The organism is Ferranicluibacter rubi (assembly GCF_011603255.1).
Lineage (GTDB): Bacteria > Pseudomonadota > Alphaproteobacteria > Rhizobiales > Rhizobiaceae > Ferranicluibacter > Ferranicluibacter rubi.
In genome coordinates this window covers 16,799-43,010 of the sequence record NZ_JAANCM010000015.1, presented here as the reverse complement: position 1 = coordinate 43,010, position 26,212 = coordinate 16,799, and the positions used below count along the sequence as shown (strand labels likewise).

26 protein-coding genes are annotated in these 26,212 nt (G+C 63.2%); 16 read left to right on the top strand and 10 right to left on the bottom strand.

The features are described from left to right. The first annotated feature begins 17 nt into the window (after positions 1-17). Positions 18-1,823: a chloride channel protein gene (locus G8E10_RS22470; protein ID WP_167130757.1), complete on the top strand. Its 1,806-nt coding sequence runs from the start codon at positions 18-20 to the stop codon at positions 1,821-1,823. Between the two features lie 30 nt (positions 1,824-1,853). Here G8E10_RS22470 and G8E10_RS22465 read toward each other — a convergent pair whose 3' ends face one another. Further along, the gene (locus G8E10_RS22465; RefSeq protein WP_167130756.1) at positions 1,854-3,311 is read right to left on the bottom strand and encodes a cobyric acid synthase; all 1,458 of its coding nucleotides are present in this window, start codon (positions 3,309-3,311) and stop codon (positions 1,854-1,856) included. 566 nt (positions 3,312-3,877) lie between these two features. Here G8E10_RS22465 and G8E10_RS22460 point away from each other — a divergent pair. Together G8E10_RS22460 and G8E10_RS22455 are read left to right on the top strand one after the other, a co-directional pair. After that, positions 3,878-4,903: a glycine betaine ABC transporter substrate-binding protein gene (locus G8E10_RS22460; RefSeq protein WP_167130791.1), complete on the top strand. Its 1,026-nt coding sequence runs from the start codon at positions 3,878-3,880 to the stop codon at positions 4,901-4,903. Between the two features lie 90 nt (positions 4,904-4,993). After that, entirely contained in the window at positions 4,994-5,362 is a 369-nt protein-coding gene (locus G8E10_RS22455) for a hypothetical protein (protein WP_281517750.1), read from the top strand. Between the two features lie 3 nt (positions 5,363-5,365). On the opposite strand, the gene G8E10_RS22450 is transcribed toward G8E10_RS22455, so the two are convergent. Further along, a complete protein-coding gene (locus G8E10_RS22450) occupies positions 5,366-6,142 on the bottom strand; it encodes a phosphodiester glycosidase family protein (RefSeq protein ID WP_167130789.1) in 777 nt (258 codons plus the stop codon). An 85-nt stretch (positions 6,143-6,227) separates the two neighbouring features. Further along, positions 6,228-6,386: an entericidin domain-containing protein gene (locus tag G8E10_RS22445; RefSeq protein ID WP_110728095.1), complete on the bottom strand. Its 159-nt coding sequence runs from the start codon at positions 6,384-6,386 to the stop codon at positions 6,228-6,230. 127 nt (positions 6,387-6,513) lie between these two features. Here G8E10_RS22445 and G8E10_RS22440 point away from each other — a divergent pair, with 127 nt between their 5' ends. Next, positions 6,514-7,659, top strand: a complete 1,146-nt coding sequence (locus tag G8E10_RS22440) for a DNA topoisomerase IB (protein ID WP_167130755.1) — start codon at positions 6,514-6,516, stop codon at positions 7,657-7,659. Positions 7,660-7,662: 3 nt separating this feature from the next. Here G8E10_RS22440 and G8E10_RS22435 read toward each other — a convergent pair whose 3' ends face one another. After that, complete coding sequence (locus tag G8E10_RS22435) at positions 7,663-8,547, bottom strand: LysR substrate-binding domain-containing protein (protein WP_167130754.1); 885 nt, start codon at positions 8,545-8,547, stop codon at positions 7,663-7,665. Positions 8,548-8,653: 106 nt separating this feature from the next. Here G8E10_RS22435 and G8E10_RS22430 point away from each other — a divergent pair, with 106 nt between their 5' ends. The 3 genes from G8E10_RS22430 to G8E10_RS26360 all read left to right on the top strand — a co-directional run bounded on the left by G8E10_RS22430 (position 8,654) and on the right by G8E10_RS26360 (position 10,608). Further along, on the top strand, positions 8,654-8,875 hold the full coding sequence (locus G8E10_RS22430) for a hypothetical protein (protein ID WP_167130753.1): 222 nt from the start codon (positions 8,654-8,656) through the stop codon (positions 8,873-8,875). 103 nt (positions 8,876-8,978) lie between these two features. Then, entirely contained in the window at positions 8,979-9,185 is a 207-nt protein-coding gene (locus G8E10_RS22425) for a hypothetical protein (RefSeq protein ID WP_110799113.1), read from the top strand. 415 nt (positions 9,186-9,600) lie between these two features. Beyond that, the gene (locus G8E10_RS26360; RefSeq protein WP_110728558.1) at positions 9,601-10,608 is read left to right on the top strand and encodes a GlxA family transcriptional regulator; all 1,008 of its coding nucleotides are present in this window, start codon (positions 9,601-9,603) and stop codon (positions 10,606-10,608) included. Positions 10,609-10,637: 29 nt separating this feature from the next. Here G8E10_RS26360 and G8E10_RS22415 read toward each other — a convergent pair whose 3' ends face one another. From G8E10_RS22415 to G8E10_RS22400, 4 genes are all read right to left on the bottom strand, one after another. Then, positions 10,638-11,957, bottom strand: a complete 1,320-nt coding sequence (locus G8E10_RS22415; RefSeq protein ID WP_281517749.1) for a diguanylate cyclase — start codon at positions 11,955-11,957, stop codon at positions 10,638-10,640. 303 nt (positions 11,958-12,260) lie between these two features. Beyond that, positions 12,261-13,094: a response regulator gene (locus tag G8E10_RS22410; RefSeq protein ID WP_110799114.1), complete on the bottom strand. Its 834-nt coding sequence runs from the start codon at positions 13,092-13,094 to the stop codon at positions 12,261-12,263. A 172-nt stretch (positions 13,095-13,266) separates the two neighbouring features. After that, the gene (locus G8E10_RS22405) at positions 13,267-16,140 is read right to left on the bottom strand and encodes a mechanosensitive ion channel domain-containing protein (RefSeq protein ID WP_167130752.1); all 2,874 of its coding nucleotides are present in this window, start codon (positions 16,138-16,140) and stop codon (positions 13,267-13,269) included. 184 nt (positions 16,141-16,324) lie between these two features. Further along, on the bottom strand, positions 16,325-16,879 hold the full coding sequence (locus G8E10_RS22400; protein WP_167130751.1) for a DUF924 family protein: 555 nt from the start codon (positions 16,877-16,879) through the stop codon (positions 16,325-16,327). Positions 16,880-17,117: 238 nt separating this feature from the next. On the opposite strand from G8E10_RS22400, the gene G8E10_RS22395 reads away from it, so the two are divergent. The 5 genes from G8E10_RS22395 (at position 17,118) to G8E10_RS22375 (ending at position 23,076) form a co-directional block, all read left to right on the top strand. Then, on the top strand, positions 17,118-18,074 hold the full coding sequence (locus G8E10_RS22395) for a sulfate ABC transporter substrate-binding protein (protein ID WP_425530867.1): 957 nt from the start codon (positions 17,118-17,120) through the stop codon (positions 18,072-18,074). 6 nt (positions 18,075-18,080) lie between these two features. Beyond that, positions 18,081-18,938 carry a sulfate ABC transporter permease subunit CysT gene (gene cysT / locus G8E10_RS22390; RefSeq protein ID WP_167130749.1) on the top strand — a complete coding sequence of 286 codons (858 nt, stop codon included), beginning with the start codon at positions 18,081-18,083 and terminating at the stop codon, positions 18,936-18,938. After that, a complete protein-coding gene (gene cysW / locus G8E10_RS22385; RefSeq protein ID WP_167130748.1) occupies positions 18,928-19,815 on the top strand; it encodes a sulfate ABC transporter permease subunit CysW in 888 nt (295 codons plus the stop codon). The genes cysT and cysW overlap by 11 nt, the downstream gene beginning before the upstream one ends. 17 nt (positions 19,816-19,832) lie before the next feature. Further along, the gene (locus G8E10_RS22380) at positions 19,833-20,870 is read left to right on the top strand and encodes a sulfate/molybdate ABC transporter ATP-binding protein (protein ID WP_110799120.1); all 1,038 of its coding nucleotides are present in this window, start codon (positions 19,833-19,835) and stop codon (positions 20,868-20,870) included. Positions 20,871-21,042: 172 nt separating this feature from the next. Further along, complete coding sequence (locus tag G8E10_RS22375; protein ID WP_167130747.1) at positions 21,043-23,076, top strand: acyltransferase family protein; 2,034 nt, start codon at positions 21,043-21,045, stop codon at positions 23,074-23,076. A gap of 13 nt (positions 23,077-23,089) precedes the next feature. Here G8E10_RS22375 and G8E10_RS22370 read toward each other — a convergent pair whose 3' ends face one another. Then, positions 23,090-23,326, bottom strand: coding sequence for a DUF6894 family protein (locus G8E10_RS22370; protein ID WP_110728106.1), 237 nt, complete (start codon positions 23,324-23,326; stop codon positions 23,090-23,092). 118 nt (positions 23,327-23,444) lie between these two features. After that, positions 23,445-23,609, bottom strand: a complete 165-nt coding sequence (locus G8E10_RS22365; RefSeq protein ID WP_167130746.1) for a hypothetical protein — start codon at positions 23,607-23,609, stop codon at positions 23,445-23,447. Between the two features lie 657 nt (positions 23,610-24,266). On the opposite strand from G8E10_RS22365, the gene G8E10_RS22360 reads away from it, so the two are divergent. From G8E10_RS22360 to G8E10_RS22345, 4 genes are all read left to right on the top strand, one after another. Next, complete coding sequence (locus tag G8E10_RS22360) at positions 24,267-24,443, top strand: hypothetical protein (RefSeq protein ID WP_165916922.1); 177 nt, start codon at positions 24,267-24,269, stop codon at positions 24,441-24,443. Between the two features lie 148 nt (positions 24,444-24,591). Then, entirely contained in the window at positions 24,592-24,774 is a 183-nt protein-coding gene (locus tag G8E10_RS22355) for a hypothetical protein (RefSeq protein WP_092934233.1), read from the top strand. A gap of 88 nt (positions 24,775-24,862) precedes the next feature. Next, entirely contained in the window at positions 24,863-25,033 is a 171-nt protein-coding gene (locus G8E10_RS22350; protein ID WP_167130745.1) for a hypothetical protein, read from the top strand. A 228-nt stretch (positions 25,034-25,261) separates the two neighbouring features. Continuing rightward, on the top strand, positions 25,262-25,972 hold the full coding sequence (locus G8E10_RS22345; protein WP_110799124.1) for a TerC family protein: 711 nt from the start codon (positions 25,262-25,264) through the stop codon (positions 25,970-25,972). Positions 25,973-26,212: the final 240 nt, after the last annotated feature.

Sequence of the window (26,212 nt, the reverse complement as noted above, 5' to 3'; positions counted from 1 at the left end):
ACGAGATCGAGCCTCCCATGCCCGACGTCCTGAAGTCCCTGACCCTTGCCCGCGTGAAGCGCCTGGCCCGGAAATCCGTCACATTTTCGGAATGGCGCATCTTCGCCCGGCGCAGCGAGATCGGGCTGCTCGTTGCCGGCATCGTCGTCGGTCTCACCTCGGGGCTCGCCGTCATCGCCATGAGCTTCATCTCGCTGCAACTGCACAAGCTGATCTTCGGCATCTCCGAATACGAGCGCGTCAGCTCCGCCGACCTCAAGGGGCAGATCGCCATTCTCATGGCACCGATCGTCGGCGGGCTGCTGCTGGGATTGCTCATGATGGGCCTCGCGCTCTGGCGCAAGAAAGCGATGGTCGACCCGATCGAGGCGAATGCGCTGCACGGGGGCCGGATGTCGTTGACCGACAGCATCGTGGTCGCCGTGCAGAACCTCGTTTCCAACGGTTTCGGCGCCTCCGTCGGCCTGGAGGCCGGCTACACCCAGCTCGCCTCCGGCCTCGCCTCGAAGATCGGCGTGAAACTGAAGCTTCGGCGCAACGATCTGCGCACGCTGCTCGGCTGCGGCGCGGCCGGCGCCATAGCGGCGGCCTTCAACGCGCCGCTGACCGGCGCCTTTTACGCCTTCGAGCTGATCATCGGCTCCTACACCATCGCCTCGCTGACCCCGGTCGTCGTCTCCGCGCTGGTCGCCAACCTCGTGACGCGCCTGCTCTGGGGCGAGGAGTTCACCATCGACATAGGCGCATTCGGCGATGTCGTCCCCGGCGACTACGTGCCGGCCATCCTGCTCGGCGCGCTTTGCGCCGGCGTCGCCATCCTCATCATGAAGGGCGTGTCGCTGACGGAAGAGATCGCCCGCAAAAGCGACATCCCCGCGCCGCTGCGCCCCGCCATCGGCGGCGTCGTGGTCGGGCTGCTGGCGACCATCTCGCCGCAGGTTCTTTCGGGCGGTCATGGCGCGCTGCATCTGAACCTCGCGCACGCCACGCCCATCGCCATGCTGATCGGCCTGTTCCTGATGAAGTCGATCGCGACCGCGGTGTCGATCGGCTCCGGCTTTCGCGGCGGGCTGTTCTTCGCCTCGCTGTTTATGGGCGCATTGCTCGGCAAGGTCTTTGCCGGCGTCGTTCCTTACGTCTTCGGCGACACCACGCTGACGCCAGTCATCTATGCCGTGGTCGGCATGAGCTCGCTTGCGGTGGCCATCATCGGCGGGCCGCTGACGATGACCTTCCTCGCGCTGGAGATTACCGGCGACTTTCCCATCACCACGCTCGTGCTGGCGGCCGTCATCACCTCATCGCTGGTCGTGCGCACCACCTTCGGCTACTCGTTTGCCACATGGCGCTTCCATCTGCGCGGCGAAAGCATTCGCAGCGCCCATGATGTCGGCTGGATCCGCAACCTGACCGTGGGACGGCTGATGCGGCCCGATGTCCGCACCATCAACGCAAAGGCGACGCTGGACGAGTTGAAAGCCGAATTCCCACTTGGCTCGGCCCAGCGCGCCATCGTCGTCGACGACAACAACCGCTATGGCGGGGTCATCCTCATTCCCGAGGTCTATGCGAGCCCGGTGGAAAAGGACGCAGCCGGCAAGGGGATCGAAGACTACATCAAGCTGCCGAACGACTTCCTGCAGCCGAACATGAACGCCCGGCAGGCGGCGACTCTGTTCGACAAGACCGAGAGCGACGCGCTCGCCGTCTGCAACAACCTGATCGAGCGCCGCGTCGTCGGTGTGCTCACCGAAAGCTACACCCTGCGCCGCTACAGCGAGGAACTCGACCGCCGCCGCCGCGAGGCATCCGGCGAATTCTAGAGCGATTTCAGCGACACAGGCGACGACGCTCTAGCGACCCATGAGCCCGTCGAGCCAGCGCGGATCGAGCACGGCCTCCAGTTCCCCGGCGACCGCATCGAGCGCCGCATCGACGGAACCACGATAATCGAAGGCCTCCGCCTCGATGCCGAAGCTGCGCAGGAGGGCTGCGCGGTAGGCGTCGCTAGCGAACAGCCCGTGGAGATAGGTCCCCATGACACAGCCGTCGGGCGAAAGCGCACCGTCCGGGCGGTCCTCGATGATAACGGGCGGCCGCGCGCAGTCCGGCCCGGTGGTCTTGCCGAGGTGGATCTCGTAGCCCTCCAGCGCGACATCGTGTTCCGTGGAACGGGCGCCGCTGTTGCGCACCACCTTTTCGCGCGCCATCTCGGTCTCCACGTCGAGCAGGCCGAGGCCATCGATCTCGGCGGTTCCGCCCTCGATGCCGAGCGGGTCTGAGATCCGGCGCCCGAGCATCTGGTAGCCGCCGCAAAGGCCGATCACCCGTCCGCCATGCCGCAGGTGGCGGGCGAGATCCTTGTCCCAGCCCGCAGCCCTGAGGGCCGCGAGATCCGAGATCGTCGCTTTCGAGCCCGGGAGAATGACGAGCGCCGCATCCTCCGGCAGGCGGTCGCCGGGCTGGATGAAGCGGAGGTCCACGGACGGTTCGGCGGCGAGCGGATCGAGATCGTCAAAATTGGCGATGCGCGGCAGCACGGGCACGGCGATGGTCAGCGCTCGCGCCGTTCCTCGCGACAGGCGTTCGAGAACGACGGAATCCTCCGCCGGAAGCTGGCGCGCGGCCTTCAGCCAGGGCACCACGCCGAAACAGGGCCAGCCGGTAAAGCCGCCAATGGCGGTGAGCCCGTCATCGAACAGGGTCACATCGCCCCGGAACTTGTTGATCAGGTATCCCGTGACCATGGCCCTGTCCTCGGGCATGAGCACGGTATGCGTTCCCACAAGCGAGGCGATGACGCCGCCGCGGTCGATGTCGCCAACCAGCACCACGGGCACGCCCGCACGCGTCGCAAATCCCATATTGGCGATGTCGCCGGCCCGCAGGTTGATCTCGGCCGGCGAGCCCGCGCCCTCGACGATCACGAGATCGCGTCCGGCGCGGATCGTCTCGAAGCTTTCCAGCACGGCGCCGAGCAGCTTCGGCTTCATCGCCTGATAGTCGCGCCCCCGCGCCTGCCCGACGACCTTGCCCTGCACCACGACCTGGCTGCCGGTCTCCGACTGCGGCTTGAGGAGCACGGGGTTCATGTGGATCGAGGACTGGATGCGGGCGGCGAGCGATTGCAGCCACTGCGCCCGGCCGATCTCACCGCCATCGGCGGAGACGGCCGCGTTGTTGGACATGTTTTGCGGCTTGAAAGGCGCGACGCGGCATCCGCGATTGGAGGCGAGCCGGCAGAGACCGGCGACGAGCACGGTCTTGCCGACATCCGAACCCGTCCCCTGAAGCATGATCGATTTTGCCATGTGGCCTGATATCACCGGGAAACGGTGGACGCCATGGACAGGCCGGGATGATCCCGCGCAAAAACCGCAGCAGCCGGAGCCCTGCGGTTTTCCGCCCTCGACACCGAAAAACGCACGGTGCGGGGCGGTCAAGCGGAGGCATCGAACGGATGCCACGAGGCTGGCAGATTGCCGGGACGCAAAACCTGATCCGGCAGAGCAGCTGTGACCAGCCACGGCACCATCCTTAGGCCGTGAGAGTTACCAGAGAGTTACCCGCAGGGCTCGGTCTCCGTTTTCGTCACAATCACGTCATCTCGAATGAACCGGCGCTGATCGGCGCGTCTGCCGGCACGACGTCCCTAGAGGTAAGAGCGCTCACGAAACCGAACATTCGAAAGAGATGAAATTCAATGGCTTGCGCGGTGGTTCCGATTCGAAACGGCCAAGAACAGCGGTTGATTTCTGTCCCAGAGCTTCTAGGCTGTCCGGACGGGAAAATATCGGCAACACATGATCGCGGGACATCGTGCGTTCGCACCGGAGGCGTCGGTCTGATGAAGAACATTCGCGACGTTTGCGAAAAGATGACGAAGGCCGCCGTCGGCCCGGCCCTTGCGACCGCGCTCGGCCTTCTCGCCGGCAGCGTCCTGTTGCTGTCGGGCACGCCCGCCCGGGCCGCAGGCTGCGGCACGCTGTCGATTGCCGAGATGACCTGGGGATCGTCCGCCATCACGGCCCATATCGACAGGTTCATTCTGGAGAAGGGCTATGGCTGCACGGTTCAGCTCGTGCCCGGCGACACGATGCCGACCTTCGCCTCGATGAATGCGGAGGGGCGGCCCGACATGGCGCCGGAGATCTGGGCGGCCTCGCTGCAGGCACCGCTCACCGATGCGCTGCGGGATGGCCGGCTGGTCGAAGCGGCGCGGGTTCTGACGGACGGCGGTGTCGAAGGCTGGTGGATCCCACGCTACATCAGCGATGCCCATCCCGACATCAAGACGGTGCAGGATGCGCTGAAGCACCCGGAACTCTTCCCCTCGCCGCAGGACGCCACGAAGGGCGCGATCCACAACTGTCCCTCGGACTGGAACTGCCAGATCCCGACATCCAACCTCTACCGGGCCTTGAAGGGCAACGACGCCGGGTTCCAGCTGATCAATTCCGGATCGGCGGCCGATCTCGACGGCTCGATCGCCCGGGCCTTCGAGGAGAAGAAGGGCTGGCTCGGCTATTACTGGGCGCCCACCGCAATCCTCGGCAAATACGAGATGGTCAAACTCTCCTTCGGCGTCACCCACGACCGGGCCGAGTGGAACAACTGCACGGCGGTGCCGGATTGCAGCGCGCCTGTCGTCAACGGCTATCCCACCACCGATGTCTATACGATCGTCACCCGCGGCTTCTCCGAAAAGGCCGGTCCCGAAGCCCTCGCCTATGTCTCGAAACGGCAGTGGGACAATCAGACGGTCAATAGCGTGCTGGCCCATATGGACCAGACCAACGGCAGCCGTGAGGATGCGGCGCTCTACTTCCTGAAGACGTTCGAGCCTGTCTGGACCGCCTGGCTGCCCGCCGACATCGCCGCGAAGGTCAAGGCCGCCCTCTGACGGTTCCCTTCACAGTGCAGCACTCCAGTCCTGCTTCAGCCTCGTATGGCATGACGGCGCGAGAACGCAGACACCGGCTTGAGGGACCCCATGAACACGCACACGACGATCAGCCCCATGCAGCAGCCGACGCCGACGGGCCGCGATGCGGTTGCCGACGTCATCGAACGCTTCCAGACGGCGGACACGGCCTTTCTGTCGCTGATGATGGACAATCCGCAACAGGATGACGCGCTGATCGACGGGCTGCACCGCTTCCTCGACCGTTCGGCCGGCGCACGCTTCCTGCACACGCTGAAGCTGGAGCAGCGCGGCTTCTGGCTCGGCAATGTCGCCCCTGCCCGGCTACAGATTCGCCTGACCGAAGCGGCACGCTCATCGCAGCATGCGGCCTATCAGGCTTTCCGCACCGGGCTCACCAAGTCGGGCGGACTGGAGCGGGCCTTTCCGAAGGCCTAGGCTCTACGGAGCGGGCTTGGGAAGAACGGCGCCGTGCCACATCGGCGTCGTCACCGCGATGATCGGCCCCATCGGATAGGTCTCGTCGATACGGCCGAGGTCGGGCGCGTAGAGACTGGAAATGTGCCCGTCGAGAAACAGCGCATTCGGACAGCCGAGCGCGTCGCGATAGAGCGTGGCGAAATCGTGAAAGCGCACTGGCGATAGCGCGACGGCAAAATGCACGAGGCCCTTCTCATCGACGCCGACGCCGTTGCGGATCTGCAGACTGTCGCTTTGTGGCTTGAACGCAGGGTGGAGCGCGCCGTCGATGACGAGCATTGGCCCGGATTGTGTCGCGACATCGGGCGTGGCCACCACCGAACGCCGGTAGGCCTCCGTTTCCCTGACGATAGCCTTGCCGTTCGACAGGGCGAAGACACCATTCGGAAGCAGATAGAAATTACCCCAGCCCTCGCCGGTCGCGATCGGCTTGCGCTCGACGCCGTCGATGACCAGAAGCCCGACGGGTGAGAGGTCCTTCTCGTACATGCCGCCATTCATCGCGAAATCGAGCCGTGTCTGATCGCGAAGAAGATCGGTCTTCAAAGCGGTGAAGCCGCCATAGGGCCGGCCCGTCTCGTCCGCATGGAAGATCGTGAGAGAGGCCGTCGCGGGATCGACGTCGCATACGGCGTAGTCGGCCCCAAGGTGCCGAACGATCCGGCAGGCGCCACGGGCGTCGGGAGAAAGAGAAACCATCAGGACCAGCGCCAGGAGAAGCTTTGCGAACATGGGCATCATCATAGGCGACCAGTGCCCTGTTGCCAGACACGAAAACGCCGGCAGACCCACGGTCGCCGGCGCTTTGCAAAATCGGGTCGGATCAGTTGGCGGCGCGTTCGACGCTGCGGCCTGCATCCTGCGTGGCGTTGACGGTGTTTGCCGTGTCCCGGCCCACGCCGCGGATAGTGTTACCGCAAGCGGAAAGCGAAACGAGAGAGACGAGTACGATGCCGACGGTAGCGATGGTCTTTGCGGTCATGGCTTGGGTCCTTGAATAACGCCAGTGGAAGAAAGACATGTGTCTTCGGCCACATAACGCCGGAGCTTCAAAAAGGTTCACATGTTCGTGACAAAAATCGTCATGCCGTTGTCGAAAAATCTGCGCGATGGAACGCCTCGCACCGGAACTTCCGCTTGCCGGTGAAGTTCATACGGCCGTGGACCAGATCACATCCTCGATAGCCGCTTCGGTCGGCAAGAAACGCGCCGCCGGCCAAGACGGCGATACGCCGGCGCCCGAACTCGTCTATCTCTCGCGCCTCGAAGACGGCATCACCCGCAAGCAGGGGAAGAACGGCTTCCTCTATTACGGACCCGACGGCCAGCGCATTTCCGATCCGGGCGAAGTCGAGCGCATCGCGGCGCTCGCCATTCCCCCGGCCTATACCGAGGTTCTGATTTCGCCGGATCCGCAGACGCATCTGCAGGCGATCGGCAAGGACGCACGCGGCCGCAAGCAATATCGCTACCATGCCGACTGGCACGCCGAGCGCGGCAAGGCAAAGTTCGCGTTGCTGCCGTCCTTCGCGTCACGTCTGCCGCGAATCCGCGAGCGCGTCGATCATGATCTGCGCATGCGCACGCCGGGCATGGAAAAAGCGCTCGCCACCATCGTCTGGCTGCTCGACAACCTCTTCATCCGCGTCGGCAACACGGTCTATGCCGAGGAGAACGGCTCCTATGGCCTGACGACGCTGAAGAACCGGCATGTGAAAGTGTCGGGATCGAGTGTGCACTTTCAGTTCAAGGGAAAGTCCGGCAAGGAATGGCGCCTCAGCCACAATGACCGCCGGATCACCCGCATCATCCGCTCGCTGCAGGAGCTGCCGGGCCAGCATCTGTTCCAATATCTTGATGAAGATGGCGACCGCCATCAGATCCGCTCGCAGGACGTGAACGCCTATATCCGCGAAGCGACCGGCGGTGAATTCTCCTCGCGCCAGTTTCGCACCTGGGGCGCAACGCAGATGGCGGCGACGGCGCTTTCGACCGTGGAGCCGGAGACGAGCGAGCGGCAGCGCAAGCGCCAGATCAACGAGGCGGTGGATGGCATCGCGGCCGCACTGGTCAATACGCGGGCCGTGTGCCGGAGCTCCTACATTCACCCCAAGGTATTCGAGGATTTCGAGAATGGCGAACTGCGTACGCTTCGCGCGCAGCGAAAGAGCACCAGCGAAAAGATGACGCGCTGGATGAACGACGACGAAATCCGCGTGCTGCGCTGGCTGAAGAAGACCACCGACAGCGCCTGACGATCAGACGAGCGCGATGCAGGCGGCCCGCACATGCTCGGCAACCGCAAGCACGGGTGCTGACGCGTCGTCGATCGTCTGGATGCCGATGTTGTAGGTTCCGAGGTCCGGCAGACCTTCCGCCGGCCCAAGCTCCACGAGATCGCCCTGAACGAGATAGCGGGGCAATGGCGCAATCGCGAGGTCCGCAAGGATCGCCGCCTTCTGGCCCGTCGTATGTGCGCTAAGAAACGCCACGCGATGGGCGCGCCCTGCTTTGTTCAGCTTGTCGATCGCATCGGCCCGCCACACGCAGCCGTCTTCCCACATCGAGACGGGCAGCGGCTCGCGCAGATGGGCGGTGCCGCACCGTGTACCCGCCCAGACGAGCCGTTCCTCCATGAGGATCTCGCCGTCGCGCAGCGTATCGCTCGGGAAGCTGTTGTAGATCACGATGTCCATGCGCCGCTCCTCGACGCGTTTGCGCATGACATTGCTCTGGCCGATGGTGACATCGACCGTGACGTTCGGAAAGGTCTCCCCGAACCGCTTGAGAACGTCGGGAAGGATACGCTCGCCAAGATCTTCCGGCGCGCCGAGACGCACCACGCCGTGCATGTCCGGCATGAGGAAGCGCGTGACCGCTTCATTGTTGAGCGCCAGCATGCGCCGCGCAAAGCCCAGCAGCACCTCCCCCTTCGGCGTCAGCGACACCGAGCGCGCATCGCGCAGGAACAGCGCGCAACCGAGAAGCTCTTCCATCTTCTTGATCTGCATCGAGACGGCCGACGGCGTGCGGTAGACGGCCTCGGCCGCCGTGGTGAAATTGCCGGTCTCGGCAATGGCCACGAAGGTCTTGAGCACGTCGATTTCGAGCATCGGCAGCGCGTGCCGCATCATCATATTCATGTCGGATCCATCATCAGAAAAACTGAACGATACCATGAGTTCATTTCGTTTGATTGAACATCGACCGGCGCGCATTGTCAAGGCACGGGCAACGGAGACGCCGGCCATGAACAGCAACATCATTCCCTTCAAGACAAGAATAATCTTAGAGCCGGCGGAATTGGCCCGCCATCCCGTCAGCGCGATCATCCGCATCGTGAAGGCGGTCATCGACCGGCAAAAGCTTTCGGCGACACGCCGGATCACGCGCCGGCAACTGCAGAATCTTCCCACGGTGGTCCGCCGCGATATCGGCGTGTTCGCTGTCAATGATCATCAAGAATACTGAACTGACGCATCAATTCTATTCGTTGGATTGATAGACCGGGTTGCGACATGATGCCCTCATGGTCGCGACCTTTTGAAGAACCCCATCAAAAGGAACCAGTGCAATGTCTACCTTCAGCCTCTCGAGTTCACCCTCAACCCCGTCATTCGGATCGCGTGCGCTTGCCGGCGCCACGTCGCTCGCACATCGCATCGTCAAGACATGGCAGGACAGGCGCTCGGAACGCGCTCTGGCATCGCTGTCCTATGACACGCTCAAGGACATCGGCTTTCCCGCATCCACCGACAGCCGGAACACGCCTGCGCAATGATCCCATCCGCCAAAGACACCACAGACGACCCGCCGTGTCCCCGCCGCGGTTATGACAAAAGGGCGTTTTGCCGACCGGCAGGACGCCCTTTTTTGTGCTGTGTTCAAACCCGGACGAGATGACCTTCGATCCTCCTGTTTCCGACAAGTCCACCGCATGTCCGAGCGTCGCAAACAGATCAGCCGAAACACAGATCGAGCCTGCATCGCTCGCTCCACTTTCAAGTCCATATGCTGCAAAGCAACATAATTGGGCGTTTGCACCATCGGCAGATGCTTTTTCAGGCACAGTGCGGGATGTCGCAAATTTTGTTCCTTGGCAGTCGCGACCATCCATGCCAGTGTCGCATTCAGGCAAGCTCGTCGGCCGTGCCCAAGCGACGAATAGCCATCTGCCCTGCATGGAGATATCGCTCGTGAACAAGCCGCTCACTGCCAAGCGCTCGCTGGTCTTCTTCCTTGTTCCCAATTTTTCGCTTCTGCCCTTCGCGGCCGCCATCGAGACGCTGCGGATCGCCAACCGGATGCTGGGCTATGACGCCTATTCCTGGCGGCTCGCCTCCACGGACGGCGCACAGGTCGTGTCCTCCAGCGGCATCGCGCTGGAGGTCAACTCGTCGGTCGCCGACGAGCGCAAGCACCTGGGCGGCGAGAGCCGGCCGTCGATGGTGCTGGTCTGTTCCGGCGTCTTCGTGGAGGATTTTCAGAACAAATCCGTCAATGCCTGGCTTCGCGAGGTCTACAATCGCGGCGTTGCCGTCGGGAGCCTCTGTACGGGCGCCCATGTGCTGGCTTCGGCTGGCCTGCTGACGGGCAAGCGCTGCGCCATCCACTGGGAAAACCTGCCGGGCTTCGCCGAAGCCTTCCCGCAGGTCGACGTCTTTGCGGATCTCTACGAGATCGACAGCAATATCTACACCTGCGCCGGCGGTACCGCCTCGCTCGACATGATGCTGAACCTGATCGATCAGGATTTCGGCGAGAACCTCGTCAATCGCGTCTGCGAACAGGCGCTGACGGATCGCGTTCGCGGCCCGCACGATCGCCAGCGCCTGCCGCTGCGCGCGCGCCTCGGGGTGCAGAACGCCAAGGTCCTGTCGATCATCGAGCTGATGGAAGGCAATCTCGCCGAGCCTCTGTCGCTGCTGGAACTTGCCGACAGCGCCGGTCTCTCACGCCGCCAGATCGAGCGGCTGTTCCGGCAGGAAATGGGACGTTCACCTGCCCGCTACTATCTGGAGATCCGGCTAGACCGCGCCCGCCACCTCCTCGTTCAGTCGGCCATGCCGGTGGTCGAGGTGGCCGTCGCCTGCGGCTTCGTCTCCGCGTCGCACTTCTCCAAGTGTTATCGCGAACTCTACAACCGCTCTCCGCAGCAGGAGCGCGCCGACCGCAAGGTGACGCTTGCCCAGTCCGCTCGTTAAGGCCGCTCGCCCAATCCGCTTGTCGAGTATCAGGACGCCATCGTATTGATCATCGTGAGTTCGGAGACGATCCGGTTCCGGCCGGCATGCTTGGCCATGTAGAGAAACTGGTCGGCGGCGTGGAGGTAGTTGTCGAACACCTCGCGCTGCTCGATGGGCGCAAGGCCGATCGACACGGTGACCGACAGGTCCTCGTCGTCGGTGACGACCTGAGTCCTTGCGATCGTCTCCCGCAATTGCTCGCAATAGAGGGTGGCGGCGGAGATATCGAGCCCGTCGAACAACACGCCGAACTCCTCGCCGCCGAGGCGGGCGAGCAGGTGGTCGTTGCCGACGAAATTGCGCAGCGTCCGTGCGACCGCCTTCAGCACGAGATCGCCCACCTCGTGGCCGAACGTATCGTTCAGCCGCTTGAAGTGGTCGATGTCGAGAATGGCGATCGAGGAACCCACATTGCGGCGGAAGCACTGCTCGACAATGCGTGGCCCTTCCTGAAAGAAGAAGCGTCTGTTGTAGAGATCGGTGAGGTAATCACGCGACGCCAGTCGCTGCAGCGAGGCAATGCGCCGGTGGACGGTGATCGACCGGTTGATGCGGCTAATGAACTCGTCGCGGTCGAACGGCCGCTCGACGAAGTCGGCGCCGCCCGCTTTGAGAAACCGCGCCGCCTGCCCCCGGGCGGACTGTGGGGCCATCGCAATGATCGGCACCGTCGTTTCGCATTCATAGGACCGCAGTCCGACGAGAAGCTGCTGCGCGGAAAGATCGCTGGCCGCATATTCCGAGATGACCAGATCGACGCGGCCCTCCATCACGGCGCTGAGCACGTCCTGCCCCGTCGTTGCCTCGGCCACCTGAAACCGCTGCTCGCGCAGGACCGACGCCAGCGCCTGCCGGCGTTCCGCATCGTCGTCGGCCACCAGCACGTTCGTTCCGGCGTTGCTCAGCATGCGATTGACGGCCGCGACGACCGAAGACACCGAGTCGCGCTCGTTCTTGATAATGCAATCCACGACACCGCGCGCCATAACGCGCTCGCGCGTGCTGTCGTTGAAGCTGCCGGTGAAGACGATGGCGGGAATGCCGTGCGAGAGCACGAGGTCGAGCGCCTCGCAGTTTGGTGCATCGGGAAGGTTGAGGTCAAGCACGGCGACATCGAAGCTCTGGCACTCCAGCGCCCGCGTCACGTCACCAAGCGAGGCGCAATGCGTCACCGTCATGGCCTCACCGTTCTGGATCTCGTGACGGATAAGCGTCGAGAAGACGCGGGAATCTTCGATCAGCAGCAGATGCCTGCCGCTCTGCTTCAGCGCGGCATCGCCGGTCTGCTCTTGCTTGCTGAACGTCAAGGTCCCCACCCTTTTCGAGCAGGATACCGTATACCGGTTCTGCTCCCCCCCAAGATCCCGGCCGTCGATGCTGCGTAGGCGGGATCTATTATGTCTCGTATGGCTTACCACAAAGGGTTTTGTGTTCCGTTAACGCGACCCGAAAAACGGTATGGGTCACACTCGCCACGGATGGAAGATCGGGAGGATCGGCCTGGCGCAACGCAAACACCAAGCACCCGGGAACGGGCGCCTGGGTGCATATGAGGCACACGAAAGCGTCATGTCGGTGACGTTGGACCGAGAGTGTCGCCGTTCGTCAGATCAGGCGCTGAGCGCCATCTGCGAGCCGAGCGTACGGATCTTCGTCAGCGTGTCCAGGTTCTGGTTGACGCGGCAGTAGAACTCCTCGTTGACGAACGGCCGCATGATGAAGTCGTTGCCGCCGGCCTTCAGGAAACGGGCCGAGAGGAGACGGTTCGTAGAGGAGGATACGCCGATGATGCGCAGCTGATGCGGACCATAGGCGCCGCGAATGCGCCGGGTCAGCTCGAAGCCGTCGATATCGGGCATGTTGTAGTCGGTGATGACGAGACCGATATCCGAATGGCGCTTCAGGAGTTCGAGCGCCATCGCGCCGCAATCGGCGGTGCTGACGCGGAAATTGAACCGCTTGAGCTGCGTCGTCAAAAGCGCGCGCGCCGTCGGGCTGTCGTCCACGATCATCACGTGGTGCCGGTGATTGGTCAGAAAGCGGCAGACGGATTCCACCAGCATATCCACGGCAAAGACGCTGTCCTTGATGATGTAATCGACGATATCCTTGGCGAGGATCGACTCGCGCGTGCTCTCCTGAAACGTGCCCGTGAACACGATGGTCGGAATGCTCATATCGACCAGATAGGACAGGGCCTCGCCGTTCTCCGCGCCGGGAAGATTGATATTCGAGATGGCAAGCGTTGCAGGAAAGGAAGCGTTCTCAATGGCGAAAGTGACTTCGTCATAGTCTTTACAGACGATGACATCGATATCGAGGAGTTCCTTGAGGCGCTTCGACACCATTGCCGCGAAGAGATTACTATCTTCCGCGAGCACAATACGGTGCTGTTGCAGGGACTCTCCGGAGTAATACATCCCCGACACACCGAAAAACGACATTGCGCGCTCTCTTTTTCTACACTGAGGGGGACATTAGCAAAAAAGGTTTTCGCAGTCGTTAAAAGGCCGCTACCTAGGGTGGCTTTTTCAGGAATACGGCGACAAACCGGCGGAGAACACGAAAACAGTCTTCGCCGGCGTCACGTTCATGCCGTCAAATCCCGAACGACGGTCAGCGCGGCCGGCCGGGCCGGCGCTTGCGGGCACCGCTTTTCGTCCCGTCCGTGCCCTTCTCCGGTGCCGGCTTGTCTTCGCCGATATCGACCTTTCGCGCAGGCGTGACCGGTGCGAGCGATGCCGCAGCGGAAACGCCAGGCTTGGCGTCGGCGCGCAGCTCTTCGCCCCGCAGTGCATCGCGCCGGTCGCTCTCGGACGAGTCCGGCACATCATTGCCACGGCTGTCCGGCGGCTCGACGCTCGGCTGCTCCACATAGCCGCCGGCGTCCCCCGGCAACAGCGAGGCCCCCCTTGCAGCCTCCGACCGCGTTCCCTGGAAGATGGCCGAGAGCACTTCGGCATCCTCCGGCGAAATCTTGATCGGCACTTCGGGTGCCGCCGGACCGCCCAGCGCGATGCCATCGGCCTGAAAGCGCTCGAAGACCGCGATGCGGACATCCGTTCGAACGGAGACGCCCTGCAGGATATCGGCGAGGAACACGCGCACCTCGAACTCGAGCTCGGACGACGTGAAGCCGCGGAAGACGATGATCGGCTCCGGGTTGCGCAGGATGTTCGGCAGCCCGGTCACCGCAGCGCGCAACGATTCCACCACCTTGCGCGGATCGTTGGAGGAGTGCGCGGAAAAGGTGATATCCACGCGACCCAGCTTGTTGCGGTGGGTCCAGTTGCCGACGGACGCGTTGATGAACAGCGAGTTCGGCACCATGATCGTCTGCCGCTGGAACGTTTCGATCTCGGTCGCGCGTACCGAGATGCGTTTGACGAAGCCCTCGGTCGTTCCGGAGATGACCCAGTCGCCCACCTTGAACGGTCGCTCGACGAGCAGGATGAGGCCGGAGACGAAGTTCGAGACGATGTTCTGAAGGCCGAAACCGACGCCGAGGGACAGGGCACCGGCGACCAGCGCAAGGCTCGACAGGTCGAGGCCCGCGGCGGAGATGCCGATCAGGCCGGCAATGCCCATGCCGAGATAGCCGATACCCGTCTTGACCGAGTTGCGCACGCCGAGATCGACCCGGCTGCGCGCCAGCACGCTGCCATCGATCCAGCGCTGCAGCCAGCGGGTGATGACGAAGCCGAGCACGAAGAGCAGGATGCCGGCGAAGATACCGACGAGCGAGATGGTGATCGTGCCGATGCGGATCTCGGTGAAGATCCGGTAGGCCCAGGCCTCGATATCCGCGATCTTGAAGCCCCATTGCAGGAGCAGGAGCGGCACGAAGAACATGGCGACGAGCAGGTAGATGCTCAGCCCGACCGCAAGCCCGATCTGATCCAGCGCCATCGGCTCCAGCCGGTAGCGATGCGACAGGTAACGGCCGCCGACGGTCTTGGCGAGTGCGTTCTGCTTGGCCAGCGCCTTGCCGGTGAGGATGCCGATATACATCGTGACGAAGATCGCGCCGGTGACGACGATCTGCGTGGCGATGAAGCGCGCCAGCCCGACATAGCCGGAGAGCGCCGCCGTGATCAGCCCGAGGCCCGCCAGAAGCAGGAGAATGGAGATGGCACGCGGCCACGGCCGCCCCTGCCCGTCCAGCGGCTGGCCCTGCGGAATGACCGGGCGGATCAGCGCGATCGCCATCAGTAGCAGGCCGATGAGGATCGAGGCGATGAGGCTTTTGGCGACCGTCAGCACCAGCGGCGAGCCGAGGGTGACGCTGATCGTCTCCAGCAGGTAATCGAAGAGGTTTGCGAAGGCCATCGCCATGATGAGGGCGACCAGCAATCGCGCGCCGCGATCCGACACCCGCACCAGCCGCCAGACGGCCTGGCCGGGTGCCAGAACCGCCGTCGAGATCGTCCAGACGAACTGCAGCGCGACGCAGAGCGCGAGAAACGTCACCACGATCGGCGCGATGTCCGGCCTAAGCACATTGAAGGACTGGAGGAAGAAGAAGGCCGTCGTCGCAAACGTGGCGGACGCGATGGTGGGCACCAGCGTCGAACCGAAGGCGCGCGACAGGCGGGCGATGTAGGTCGGGTTCAGATCCCGCACCGAACGGCGCAGAAGCGGCGCGAAAAGCCGATGCGTGCCGGCCAGAAGCACCAGCGCCGAGCAGAGCGACAGGAACAGCGCCGACATCAGCGGCACGCGCTTGAAGGTGAAGACGAAGGTCAGCCAGCTACCGATATTGCGGGAGAACGCCTGTGCCTCGACCACCAGCGCTTGGCCCGCATCGACCAGCATGTCGATGTTGATGTCCGTATGCCGCAGCAGCGTGCTGGAAAACAGAAAACGGCGTTTCTCGGTGATCGTCGTCGAGAGCGCGTTGGCATCCGCGACAAGCGTTTCCGCCGTTCCGGTCACGGCGTTCAGGGCGTTGCGCTCGGCGATCAGGCGGCCCCGCTCGTCGGTCACGACGGAGGCTTCGGGCTCCGCACCGGCCGCCGGCGGATCGCCGAGTTCGGTCAGCCGCGCCTTGATCTGCTCGATGCGGGTGCGGGCCGCATCCATCTGGCCGCCGACCTGCTGCGACAGGTCGTCCACCTGCGCCTTGATTTCGGCCAGCCGGTTGTCGGCAGCATTCGAATTGTTGGCCTGGGTCGAACGCGCGGTTTCCGCAGCATCGGCGGTCTCGACCTGTGCCGCAAGCGCGTCGAGCCGCTTGCGTGCCGCCTCGAGCTGCTGCGCCGTATCGGCCTGCGCATCGTCCAGCCGGTCCCGCACCGCCCCGCCATCGCCGGCATTCTGGCGTCCGACGCTCGCAGCCGGTGTGGCGGGTGTTGCCGGTGGCTGACTGGTCGTTGGCTGCGCGGGCGCAGCTGGCTGGCTTTGGGTCGGCTGGCTGGGGGCCGGCTGCTGCGCGAGGACCGGCGACAGGCTGGAAACGAGAATGAGCACAATGGCGAGGAAACGAAGCATCGTTGGGGAACACGCTTTCACGGTTGGGTCTGTCTTCCCGACGGACGAAGCCGAAAGGTACTGAAAGAAAGAACGCGGCACACGGCCGAGAGAATCATGCGGCAGGAGAACGCCATACGCGCTCCGGTTGGCGGCTCGGTATGGCGAATTTTGGGCTCTCGCCACAGGCTCTCCCGGTCAAAGGTTAGAAGCGCGAACCCGGCTGCAGCAGGAAGGCTTCCTCCTGCGGGCTCGGCATGCGCCCGAGAATGGCGTTGCGATGCGGAAAACGACCGAAACGGGCGACGATCTCGCGGTGACGCACGGCGAAATCGAGAAGCACGAGGTCGCCCAGCGCCGTGAAGAGCTGCACCGCGAGATCCTGATCGGACATCGCCTCGGAATGCTCGAACGGCAGGTAGAAGAACGCGCGCTGCACCGGCGCGACCGCCTGGTCGGCGCCCGCTTCCAGCGCCAGCCGCGCTTCGCGACGCGCGAGACCATCCGTGGCGAAGGCGAGCGGCGAACCGCGATAGATGTTGCGTGACATCTGGTCGAACAGGATGAGGGTCGCAAGCCGCGCCGAAGGCGTCTCCCGCCAGGCTGGGCCCACATTGCGCGACACGGCGAGATGCGTGGCGCGGAAACGCCGGTCGCATTCCGCATCCAGCTCCGGGTACGCCTTGTACCAGTGTTCCGGGTCGATATCCTCGAACCAGAACGAAACGACCTCCTGCGGCGTGCACAGCGCTTCGGTCATGGGTATCCCTCCTTGCCGGACGTAAGAGTGCCTTGTTGCATCAATCTTGCGCGAGCGGGAGACCTGACGGCAGGACTTTTCTCCAAAGGGCGTCGCAATCGCAAACTTCTTTGTTATCCTATTCGACAGACCCGCTAGAGTACGTCCGACAACACGGAGGTCGAGATCAATGAACGCAAAGGGAATATCCCGCTTTTTCACGGTGGCCCTGCTGGCCACCAGCATTCAGGTCGGGGGTATGGGGTTCGCCTTTGCCGATCAGACCATCCTGAATGTGTCCTATGACCCGACACGCGAACTCTACAAGGACTTCAACGCCGCCTTCGCCGAGAAGTGGAAGACCGACACCGGGGAAACGCTGACGATCCAGACTTCTCATGGCGGCTCCGGCAAGCAGGCACGCTCTGTGATCGACGGCCTTGAGGCCGACGTGGTGACGCTCGCGCTCGAAGCCGACATCGACGCCATCGCCAAGGAAAGCGGCAAGATCCCCGCCGACTGGAAGACGAAGTTCGAGAACAACAGCGCGCCCTACACCTCCACGATCGTCTTCCTCGTCCGCAAGGGCAATCCGAAGGGCATCAAGGACTGGGGCGATCTGATCAAGGACGATATCCAGGTGATCACGCCGAACCCGAAGACCTCGGGCGGCGCGCGCTGGAACTTCCTGGCCGCCTGGGCCTGGGCCCGCGCGCAGAACGGCGGCGACGATGCCAAGGCGCAGGACTATGTGAACCAGCTCTTCAAGCACGTGCCGGTTCTCGACACCGGCGCCCGCGGCGCGACGACGACCTTCGTCCAGCGCGGCCTCGGCGACGTGCTGATCGCCTGGGAAAACGAGGCCTATCTCTCGCTCGAGGAACTCGGCCCCGACAGCTTCGACATCGTCACCCCCTCGATTTCCATCAAGGCCGAGCCGCCGGTGGCGCTGGTCGATGGTAATGTGGACACGAAGGGCACCCGCAAGGTGGCCGAGGCCTATCTCCAGTATCTCTACTCGGATGTCGGGCAGAAGATCGCCGCCAAGCATTATTATCGCCCGTTCAAGCCGGAAGCGGCCGATCCGAACGATATCAAGCGCTTTGCCGACGTGAAGCTCTCGACCATCGACGAATTTGGTGGTTGGAAGGAAGCTCAGCCGAAATTCTTCGGAGACGGGGGCGTCTTCGACCAGATCTACAAGCCGGGGCAATAAGATTACATGACCATAAGCCTCCCTCAGCGGTGGCAATTTCGACAGCCGAGCGTCATCCCGGGATTCGGGTTGGCGCTCGGCGTCACTTTGTCATGGCTCATTCTCATCATTCTCATTCCGCTCTCCGGCCTCGCCTGGCGATCGAGCACGCTCGGCTGGAGCACGTTCTGGACGCTGGCAACCGACCAGCGGACGCTGAACGCGCTGAAGATCAGCTTCGGCACCGCCTTCCTCGCAGCGCTGGCAAACGTCGTCTTCGGCGTGCTGCTGGCCTGGGTGCTGGTGCGCTACCGATTCTTCGGCCGGCGCGTCATCGATGCGATGGTGGACCTGCCCTTCGCCCTGCCGACGGCCGTCGCCGGTATCGCGTTGACGACACTCTACGCACCCAACGGATGGATCGGCAGCCTGCTGACGCCGCTGGGCATCAAGGTAGCCTTCACCCCGCTCGGCATCGTCTTCGCGCTGATCTTCGTCGGCCTGCCCTTCGTGGTGCGCACGGTGCAGCCGATCATGGAAGAGATCGACCGCGAGGTCGAGGAAGCCGCGGCGACGCTCGGCGCGACGCGCTTCCAGACCGTCAGCCGGGTTCTGCTGCCGGGCCTCGCGCCGGCCGTGCTGACCGGCTTCGCGCTAGCGTTCGCCCGCGGCGTCGGCGAGTACGGCTCCGTTATCTTCATCGCCGGCAACCTGCCTTACGTCTCGGAGATCGCACCCTTGCTCATCGTCATCCGGCTGGAGGAGTTCAACTATCCCGCCGCAACCGCGATCGCCGCCGTCATGCTGATGATCTCCTTCGTCATGCTGCTCGTCATCAATTCCATTCAGGCCTGGAGCCGGCGGAGGTATGGTTATGGCGCATGATGCTGTCGCTCCCGCCTCCAGCAGCACCTCCGAAATGGTGCGGTCGGCAACCTCGGAAAGCCGCCTCGCCCGTTACGGCCTGATCGCCCTGTCGCTCGCCTTCGTCGGCCTGTTCCTGGTGCTCCCGCTCGCCATCGTCTTCACCGAGGCACTGCGCAAGGGACCGGGTGCCTTCTTCGAGGCCATCGCCGATCCGGAAACATGGGCGGCGATCCGACTGACGCTGTTGGTCGCGGCCATCGCGGTACCGCTCAATCTCGTCTTCGGCATCGCTGCCGCCTGGGCCATCGCCAAGTTCGAGTTCAAGGGCAAGGCGTTCCTGACCACACTGATCGACCTGCCCTTCTCGGTATCGCCGGTCATTTCGGGTCTCGTCTTCGTGCTCCTGTTCGGATCGCACAGCCTGCTCGGCCCCTGGCTCGGCAGCCATGGCATCAAGGTGCTCTTCGCCGTGCCTGGCATCGTGCTTGCCACGGTTTTCGTCACCTTCCCCTTCGTCGCCCGCGAACTCATTCCGCTGATGCAGGAACAGGGCACGAGCGACGAGGAGGCCGCGCTGTCGCTCGGCGCCAGCGGCTGGCAGACCTTCTGGTACGTGACCCTGCCGAACATCAAATGGGGCCTGCTCTATGGCGTGCTGCTCTGCAATGCGCGGGCCATGGGCGAGTTCGGTGCGGTGTCGGTCGTCTCGGGCCATATCCGAGGCATGACCAACACGATGCCGCTGCAGGTCGAGATCCTCTACAACGAATATAATTTCATCGGCGCCTTTGCCGTGGCCACGCTGCTCGCGCTTCTGGCGCTGGTCACGCTCGTCATCAAGTCGCTGCTCGAATTCAAATTCAGTGCGCAGATCGCCGCCGCACGCAAGCACTGAAAAAGGTATACGGTTTCATGGAAGTACGCGTTCAGGACATCCGCAAGGACTTCGGCCGGTTCCCGGCCCTCGACAAGGTCTCGCTCGACATCCGCTCGGGCGAACTCATCGCCCTCCTCGGCCCGTCGGGTTCCGGCAAGACGACACTGCTGCGGCTGATTGCCGGGCTGGAAAGCCCGACCGACGGCACGATCTTCTTCGGCGACGACGATGCCTCGAAAAAGACCGTACAGGAGCGCAATATCGGCTTCGTGTTCCAGCACTATGCCCTCTTCCGGCATATGACGGTGATCGACAACGTTGCCTTCGGCCTCAAGGTGCGCCCCTCGTCCCGTCGCCCGGCTGCGGCCGACATCCGCAAGCGCGCCGAAGATCTCATCGATCTCGTGCAGCTCGGCGGCCTGGAGAAGCGCTATCCCGCGCAGCTTTCCGGCGGTCAGCGCCAGCGCGTCGCACTCGCCCGCGCCATGGCGGTGGAGCCGAACGTGCTGCTGCTCGACGAACCCTTCGGCGCGCTGGATGCTCAAGTGCGCAAGGAGCTGCGCCGCTGGCTGCGCGAGATCCACGACCGCACCGGCCACACCACCGTCTTCGTGACGCACGATCAGGACGAGGCGCTGGAACTCGCAGACCGCGTCGTGGTCATGAGCAAGGGCCGGATCGAGCAGGTGGGAACGCCGGACGAGATCTACGACACGCCGAACTCCCCCTTCGTCTTCGGCTTCATCGGCCAGTCCAACACCCTGCCGGTGCGCGTCGAGAATGGACAGCTGTGGCTCGAAGATCGCTCGATCGGCGTCAGCGCACCGGGGGAGCCTGCAGGACCGGCCGAACTCTATTTTCGCCCGCACGACATCGACCTGCTCGACGGCTGCGGCGGCTGTCTTGCCGGCGTCGTCACGCTCAGCCGGCGCGTCGCCGGCACGCGGCATGTCGAACTGGATATCGCCGGCAGCACGCGCCGCATCGAGATCGAACTGCCCTCCGATGTAGCAGCCACCCCCGGCACGCGCATCGCTTTCCGCCCCAATCGCTGGCGCCTGTTCCGGTCCTGAGGTGGCCCGACCGGGATGTGCGCCTCGGCCACACCGGCGAAGAATGCGGGAGCGCTATTCCATTAGCGTCTTGAAGAATGCCGGCGGTGGCCTATTCCTTTAGGCGGCGGATCGATGCTCCGCCGTCTTTTTACGTTCTCCATACCCGCCAGCCCCCTGACGCGAAAACCTCATGCAGCACCGACCCGAAATCGATGGCCTCCGGGCCGTGGCCGTCGTCCCGGTCATCCTCTTCCATGCGGGCGTCGGCTGGTTCGCCGGCGGCTATGTCGGCGTCGATGTGTTCTTCGTCATCAGCGGCTATCTGATCACCACGATCATCGCCGCCGCGCAGGACAAGGGCACCTTCACTATCCTCGGCTTCTACGAGCGGCGGGCGCGGCGCATCATGCCCGTGCTCTTCACCGTGATCTTCTGCTGCCTGCCCTTCGCCTGGGCCTGGATGCTGCCGGCGCAGATGAAAAGTTTCGGCGAGAGCATCATCGCCGTCTGCCTGTTCCTGTCGAACGTGCTCTTCTGGCAGGAAAGCGGATATTTCGCCGCCGCCGCCGAGAAGCAGCCTCTGCTGCACACCTGGAGCCTCGCGGTCGAGGAGCAGTATTACGTCGTCTTCCCGATCCTGCTCATGATCCTCCATCGTTACGGCGCCCGCGTCCGCTTCGCCGCCGTTCTCCTGATGGCGCTCGCCAGCTTCGCGCTCGCGGTCTACGGCGCAGTGGCCTTTCCGAACGCAGCCTTCTACCTTCCGCACACCCGCGCCTGGGAACTGCTGGCCGGCTCGCTCTGCGCGCTCATTCTCCTCAAGCGCGAACAGCCCGGCAACGACGTCCTCTCCCTCATCGGCCTTGCCGCCGTGCTCGCCGGGGTCTTCCTCTATGACGATGGGACACCCTTTCCTTCGGCGTGGACACTGGCGCCGGTCGGCGGTACCGCGCTGATCATCCTGTTTGCCGGTCCGGGCACCCTCGTACACCGGCTCCTCTCCCTGCGGCTGCTGACCGGCATCGGGCTGATCAGCTACAGCCTCTATCTCTGGCACCAGCCTCTGTTCGCCTTCGCGCGCATTCGCAGCCTGACCGAGCCGACGCCTCTTCTGATGGCACTCCTCACCGTTGCCGCCGTTCTCCTCGCCATCCTATCCTGGCGCTTTGTCGAGACGCCGTTTCGCACCGGCCGGATCAAGGCGCTCACCAGCGGCCCCCGTATTCTCGGCGCGACCGGCGTGGTTGCCGTTGTGATGATGGTGATCGGAGCAGCGGGGCGGCTGGACGACGGTCTGTCGTTCCGCCTGCCACCTGCGGCGCTCGCGGCGCTCGAGGTGCAGGCGCATCCCGACCCGGCGATGACGACCTGTCTGTTCGACAAGGGCGAGGCGACGCTGCCCCATCCGATCCGCGCCTGCATGACGCCGAACACGGAGAAGAGCGACACGATCCTGATCGGCGATTCCCATGCCGGCGCGATCACGGGCGAGGCTCTGCGGGCATTCGCGAGCGCGGGGCTCGACCTCTACGCTCTCTCCCACTCCTCCTGTGCCGGCTTTTCCGGCTTCGTGGTCTCGAACGCCAAATACCACCTTCGCTGCAACCCCTTCTTCGAAGGCGTGGAGGACTATATCGCGAAGAGCGGCATCAAGACCGTCATCATGGTCAGCCGCTGGTCGCTCTATCTGGATGGCAACGCGTTCGACAATGGCGAGGGCGGAATCGAGGCCCTGAAGCCGACCTATGCCGACCTTTATGACCGTCGCGACGAGATGGGCGGTGAGACCGACCCTGCCCGCAAGGAGCGCGTGCTCGCTGCGTTTCTCGCCGATATCCATGCCTATCTCAACCACGGCGTGAACGTCGTTCTCGTCTACCCCATACCGGAAGCGGGCTGGAACGTACCGGATCTACTGGCCCGCGCGGCCATGACATCGACGGATGTCGAGCCGCTGGGAACCTCGTCGGATCGCTACCGCGCCCGCAACGCCGCCGTCATCGCGGCTTTCGACACGCTCGACCATCCCCGACTCGCGAAAATCAAACCATCCGCCATCTTCTGCGACAGCTTCGTTCAGGGCCGCTGCATCAACAGCCTTTCGACGGACCGGATCTTCTATTTCGACGACGACCACCTGTCGAATGCCGGTGCCGGGCTGCTGATGCCCCCGATCATCGACGCGGTACGTGGTCTGACAGCCACTGCTTCCACAAGCCGCTGAGCGACGACGCGTGTCAGGTGAAAATCTGCCGCCGCAGTTCGAGGCTGACCTTCGCGACGCAGGTCCTGTTCACATCGAGCACCTCGACCTCAATGCGGCTGTCGGGCCCTCGCGGAAGACCATCGAGCGCCATTTCCGCAAGCACGACCTCGGCCTCGGCCAGCGCTGCGGCGACATCCGTGAAAGCATAGGGCTCCTCCGCCCGAGAGAAACCTTCATGATCGAACAGATTGAAGTAAAACAGAGGCATCACGACCGCCTTGATGATGCGTTCAGCGAGGGTGAACGGCAGAATATGGGGGCTAACGCTTACACGGGCATGAAGGGCGCCGGCGGTTGGCCTTGAGGTTTTGGCGAGCTTGCGGCGCTCACGGATTCTGCTCCGCGGCCTTTTCCGGCGCGACGACGAGCGGATCCGGAGGGGTAATGGATTGGTCGCCGGATTTCCCTTCGAAACGCTGGACGACGACGACGCTCAGGATCGCCGCAATCACGAAGCCGAAGACCCCCAGCATGATGGTACGAACTGGCAAAACGCTCTCCTCGACAATCACTCTACGGAACACAGGCACTCTAAGGAACACAGGCTCGCGGTCACCACGACCTGCATTCGGTTCATCTTTCGAACGAACAGTCGGAACGCGTGCCTATGTTTGATGTTCCTCTGACATAGCGGCGTGGTGATGAAATGACAGATGCTTGTCGATGCGGAGTCGGCGCACCACGATTGGAGAGGGACTTCGATCCGGAGGTGGGCAGGTACCGTTCAGGCATCCCTCACTCGCAGATGGGCGGAACCTTGATAGCTCCGCGACAAACTCACCCGAAAACGAAAAGAGCCCGCTGCGGGAGGAGGTGCAGCAGGCTCTCAATTCCGGTTGGCAGCTTGGGAGGAGGATAAGCTGCAACCACCATCGACAATCCCGGGAGGAGGATAGGATCGTCAAGGACGTCGAAGCTTTGCGGGAGGAGGTGCATCGCTTCGATAGGTTCATCATACAATTTTCCGCGGCTCGTGCGAGCAGATTTATTGCATCGCAGCTATGCGTTTTGCACATGCGAAGAGAGCACCTCCCCTGAGCCTCACATGCGAAAGCGATTTCCGCTGCGGTCGAGATGGACTAAGGGAGAACCATCGACACGGACGGCAGCCAGAACGGATGGCGGGCCCCAAGCGGGAGAGAGACGAGATGACACAGGCGACCTCAAACGTAACCGTTGCCAAGCAGCGGGATGGCAAATGGAGCTTCACACTAACCTTTCGCGGCGTCACCCACCCCGCATCCGGCAAGTTCTCATCCCAGCTTCAGGCGCAGGCAGCAGGCATGGCCACTCTGAACGCTCTCCAGGGTAATCGGCAAGCCTGAGCGGCCAAGTACGCGCTCCAGTGCTTTAAACGTCGCCTCCCCCAAACCTTCCTGCGTGTCTCCGAATTGCGCAGCGCGAAGGGAACTTCGCCGAAACCGAGGCGTTCACATGCGAGTTTGCAGTTGAGACGTGCAAGGGAGCGGTGACATGACGGATTTGAAGGGAATACGGGGAAAGACGGTGCGTGGCGAATCCTGCACGCTGGAAGAATTCCAGTCGCGCTACGGTCTGGAGACCGACGAGGCAAAACGCCTCTATGAGCGTTTCGGACCCTCCATGACGGAATTGGACTTGCTGATGGCGGCAAAGCGCCGCGTACCTGCACTTTAAGACATATCGAAACTGGCCTTGCGACCCTTGGGCAAAAGGGTCGTACTACCTTTACTGAAACCGGGGGCGTTCTCACGAGAGACGCAAAATGGATTCTGAAATCCTGATTTTCGCCGCCATGAACGTCATCGGCGGCCTGCTCGCTTTAGGCTTCGTTCACTTCTACTATCTCCCCAATGTCGAAACGAGCCGGATCGAACCGGCGCTCTACGATGTGACGCAGCGTGAGAGCATCTCCATCGAGCCCTTGCGCCGATAGAAAATTGACCGAATTCCGTTCTCGTCACGGGGACCTTTGGGATTCAGCAAGCCATTGAGCGACATTGGTACGCTTCCGAAATGCCAATTTGTGACATCCCGCAACGACGATCAACGACAGGATGTCGAATTCCTCGATTTCTCCTTGCCTTCCCCGATTGAATGGCTTTAGCGGACAGATAACGCAATTGTCATTCAAAGCGAACGGCACGAGGGAGACGTATCGGATATGGAAATTTTCACCGCAGCCGGATTGGCCGCATTTCTACAGGTCATCGCCATTGATCTGGTGCTGGCGGGCGATAATGCCATCGTCATCGGTCTTGCCGCAGCAGGACTGCCGGCCGACCAGCGCCGCAAGGCAATCCTCGTCGGCATTATCGCCGCAACCGTGCTGCGCATCGCCTTTGCTGCCATCACCGTCCAGCTTCTGGCCATTGTCGGTCTCCAGTTCGCCGGCGGTCTGCTGTTGCTCTGGGTGTGCTGGAAGATGTGGAGCGAACTGCGCCAGGCCGACCAGAATGCGGCGCACGAAACGGGCGATGCCGCAGACGAAACCCGCGTCCGCAAGACCTTCCTGCAGGCGGCAACGCAGATCGTCATCGCCGACGTTTCCATGTCGCTCGACAATGTTCTTGCCGTCGCCGGTGCAGCACAGGATCACCCGACCGTGCTCGTCATCGGCCTGATCGTCTCGATCGCGCTCATGGGCCTTGCCGCCAGCTTCATCGCCAACCTGCTGCACAAGCACCGCTGGATCGCCTATGTCGGCCTCGCCGTCATCTTCTACGTGGCACTCAGCATGCTCTACCACGGCGGTATGGAAATCCTGCCCTACATCGACGGCAGCGCCGCCACGACGCCAGCCGTGACGACAACACCCGTCGCGCCCCCCGCAGTCGCTCCGGTAGCACCTCCGGCCGCAGCGCCCGCGCCGTAACGCGCTGAAGAGCGTCATATCGCTGCTGTTCTGCAGATGATTGTGGCAGACAGCCAGAACATCGAGCCCTTTCGCCAAAACCGGCGGGAGGGCTTTCTCGTCTCTGCACCCTTCCCTGGTCGCGCGCAGTGATTCGGAGCAACCAAGGCGCGACAACAGCCAAGCCGGGTGCGCCACATAGGACGTGCGGCCACGTCGATATCGATCCGTTCGAATCCTGTCACCTCGGCAATGAAAACC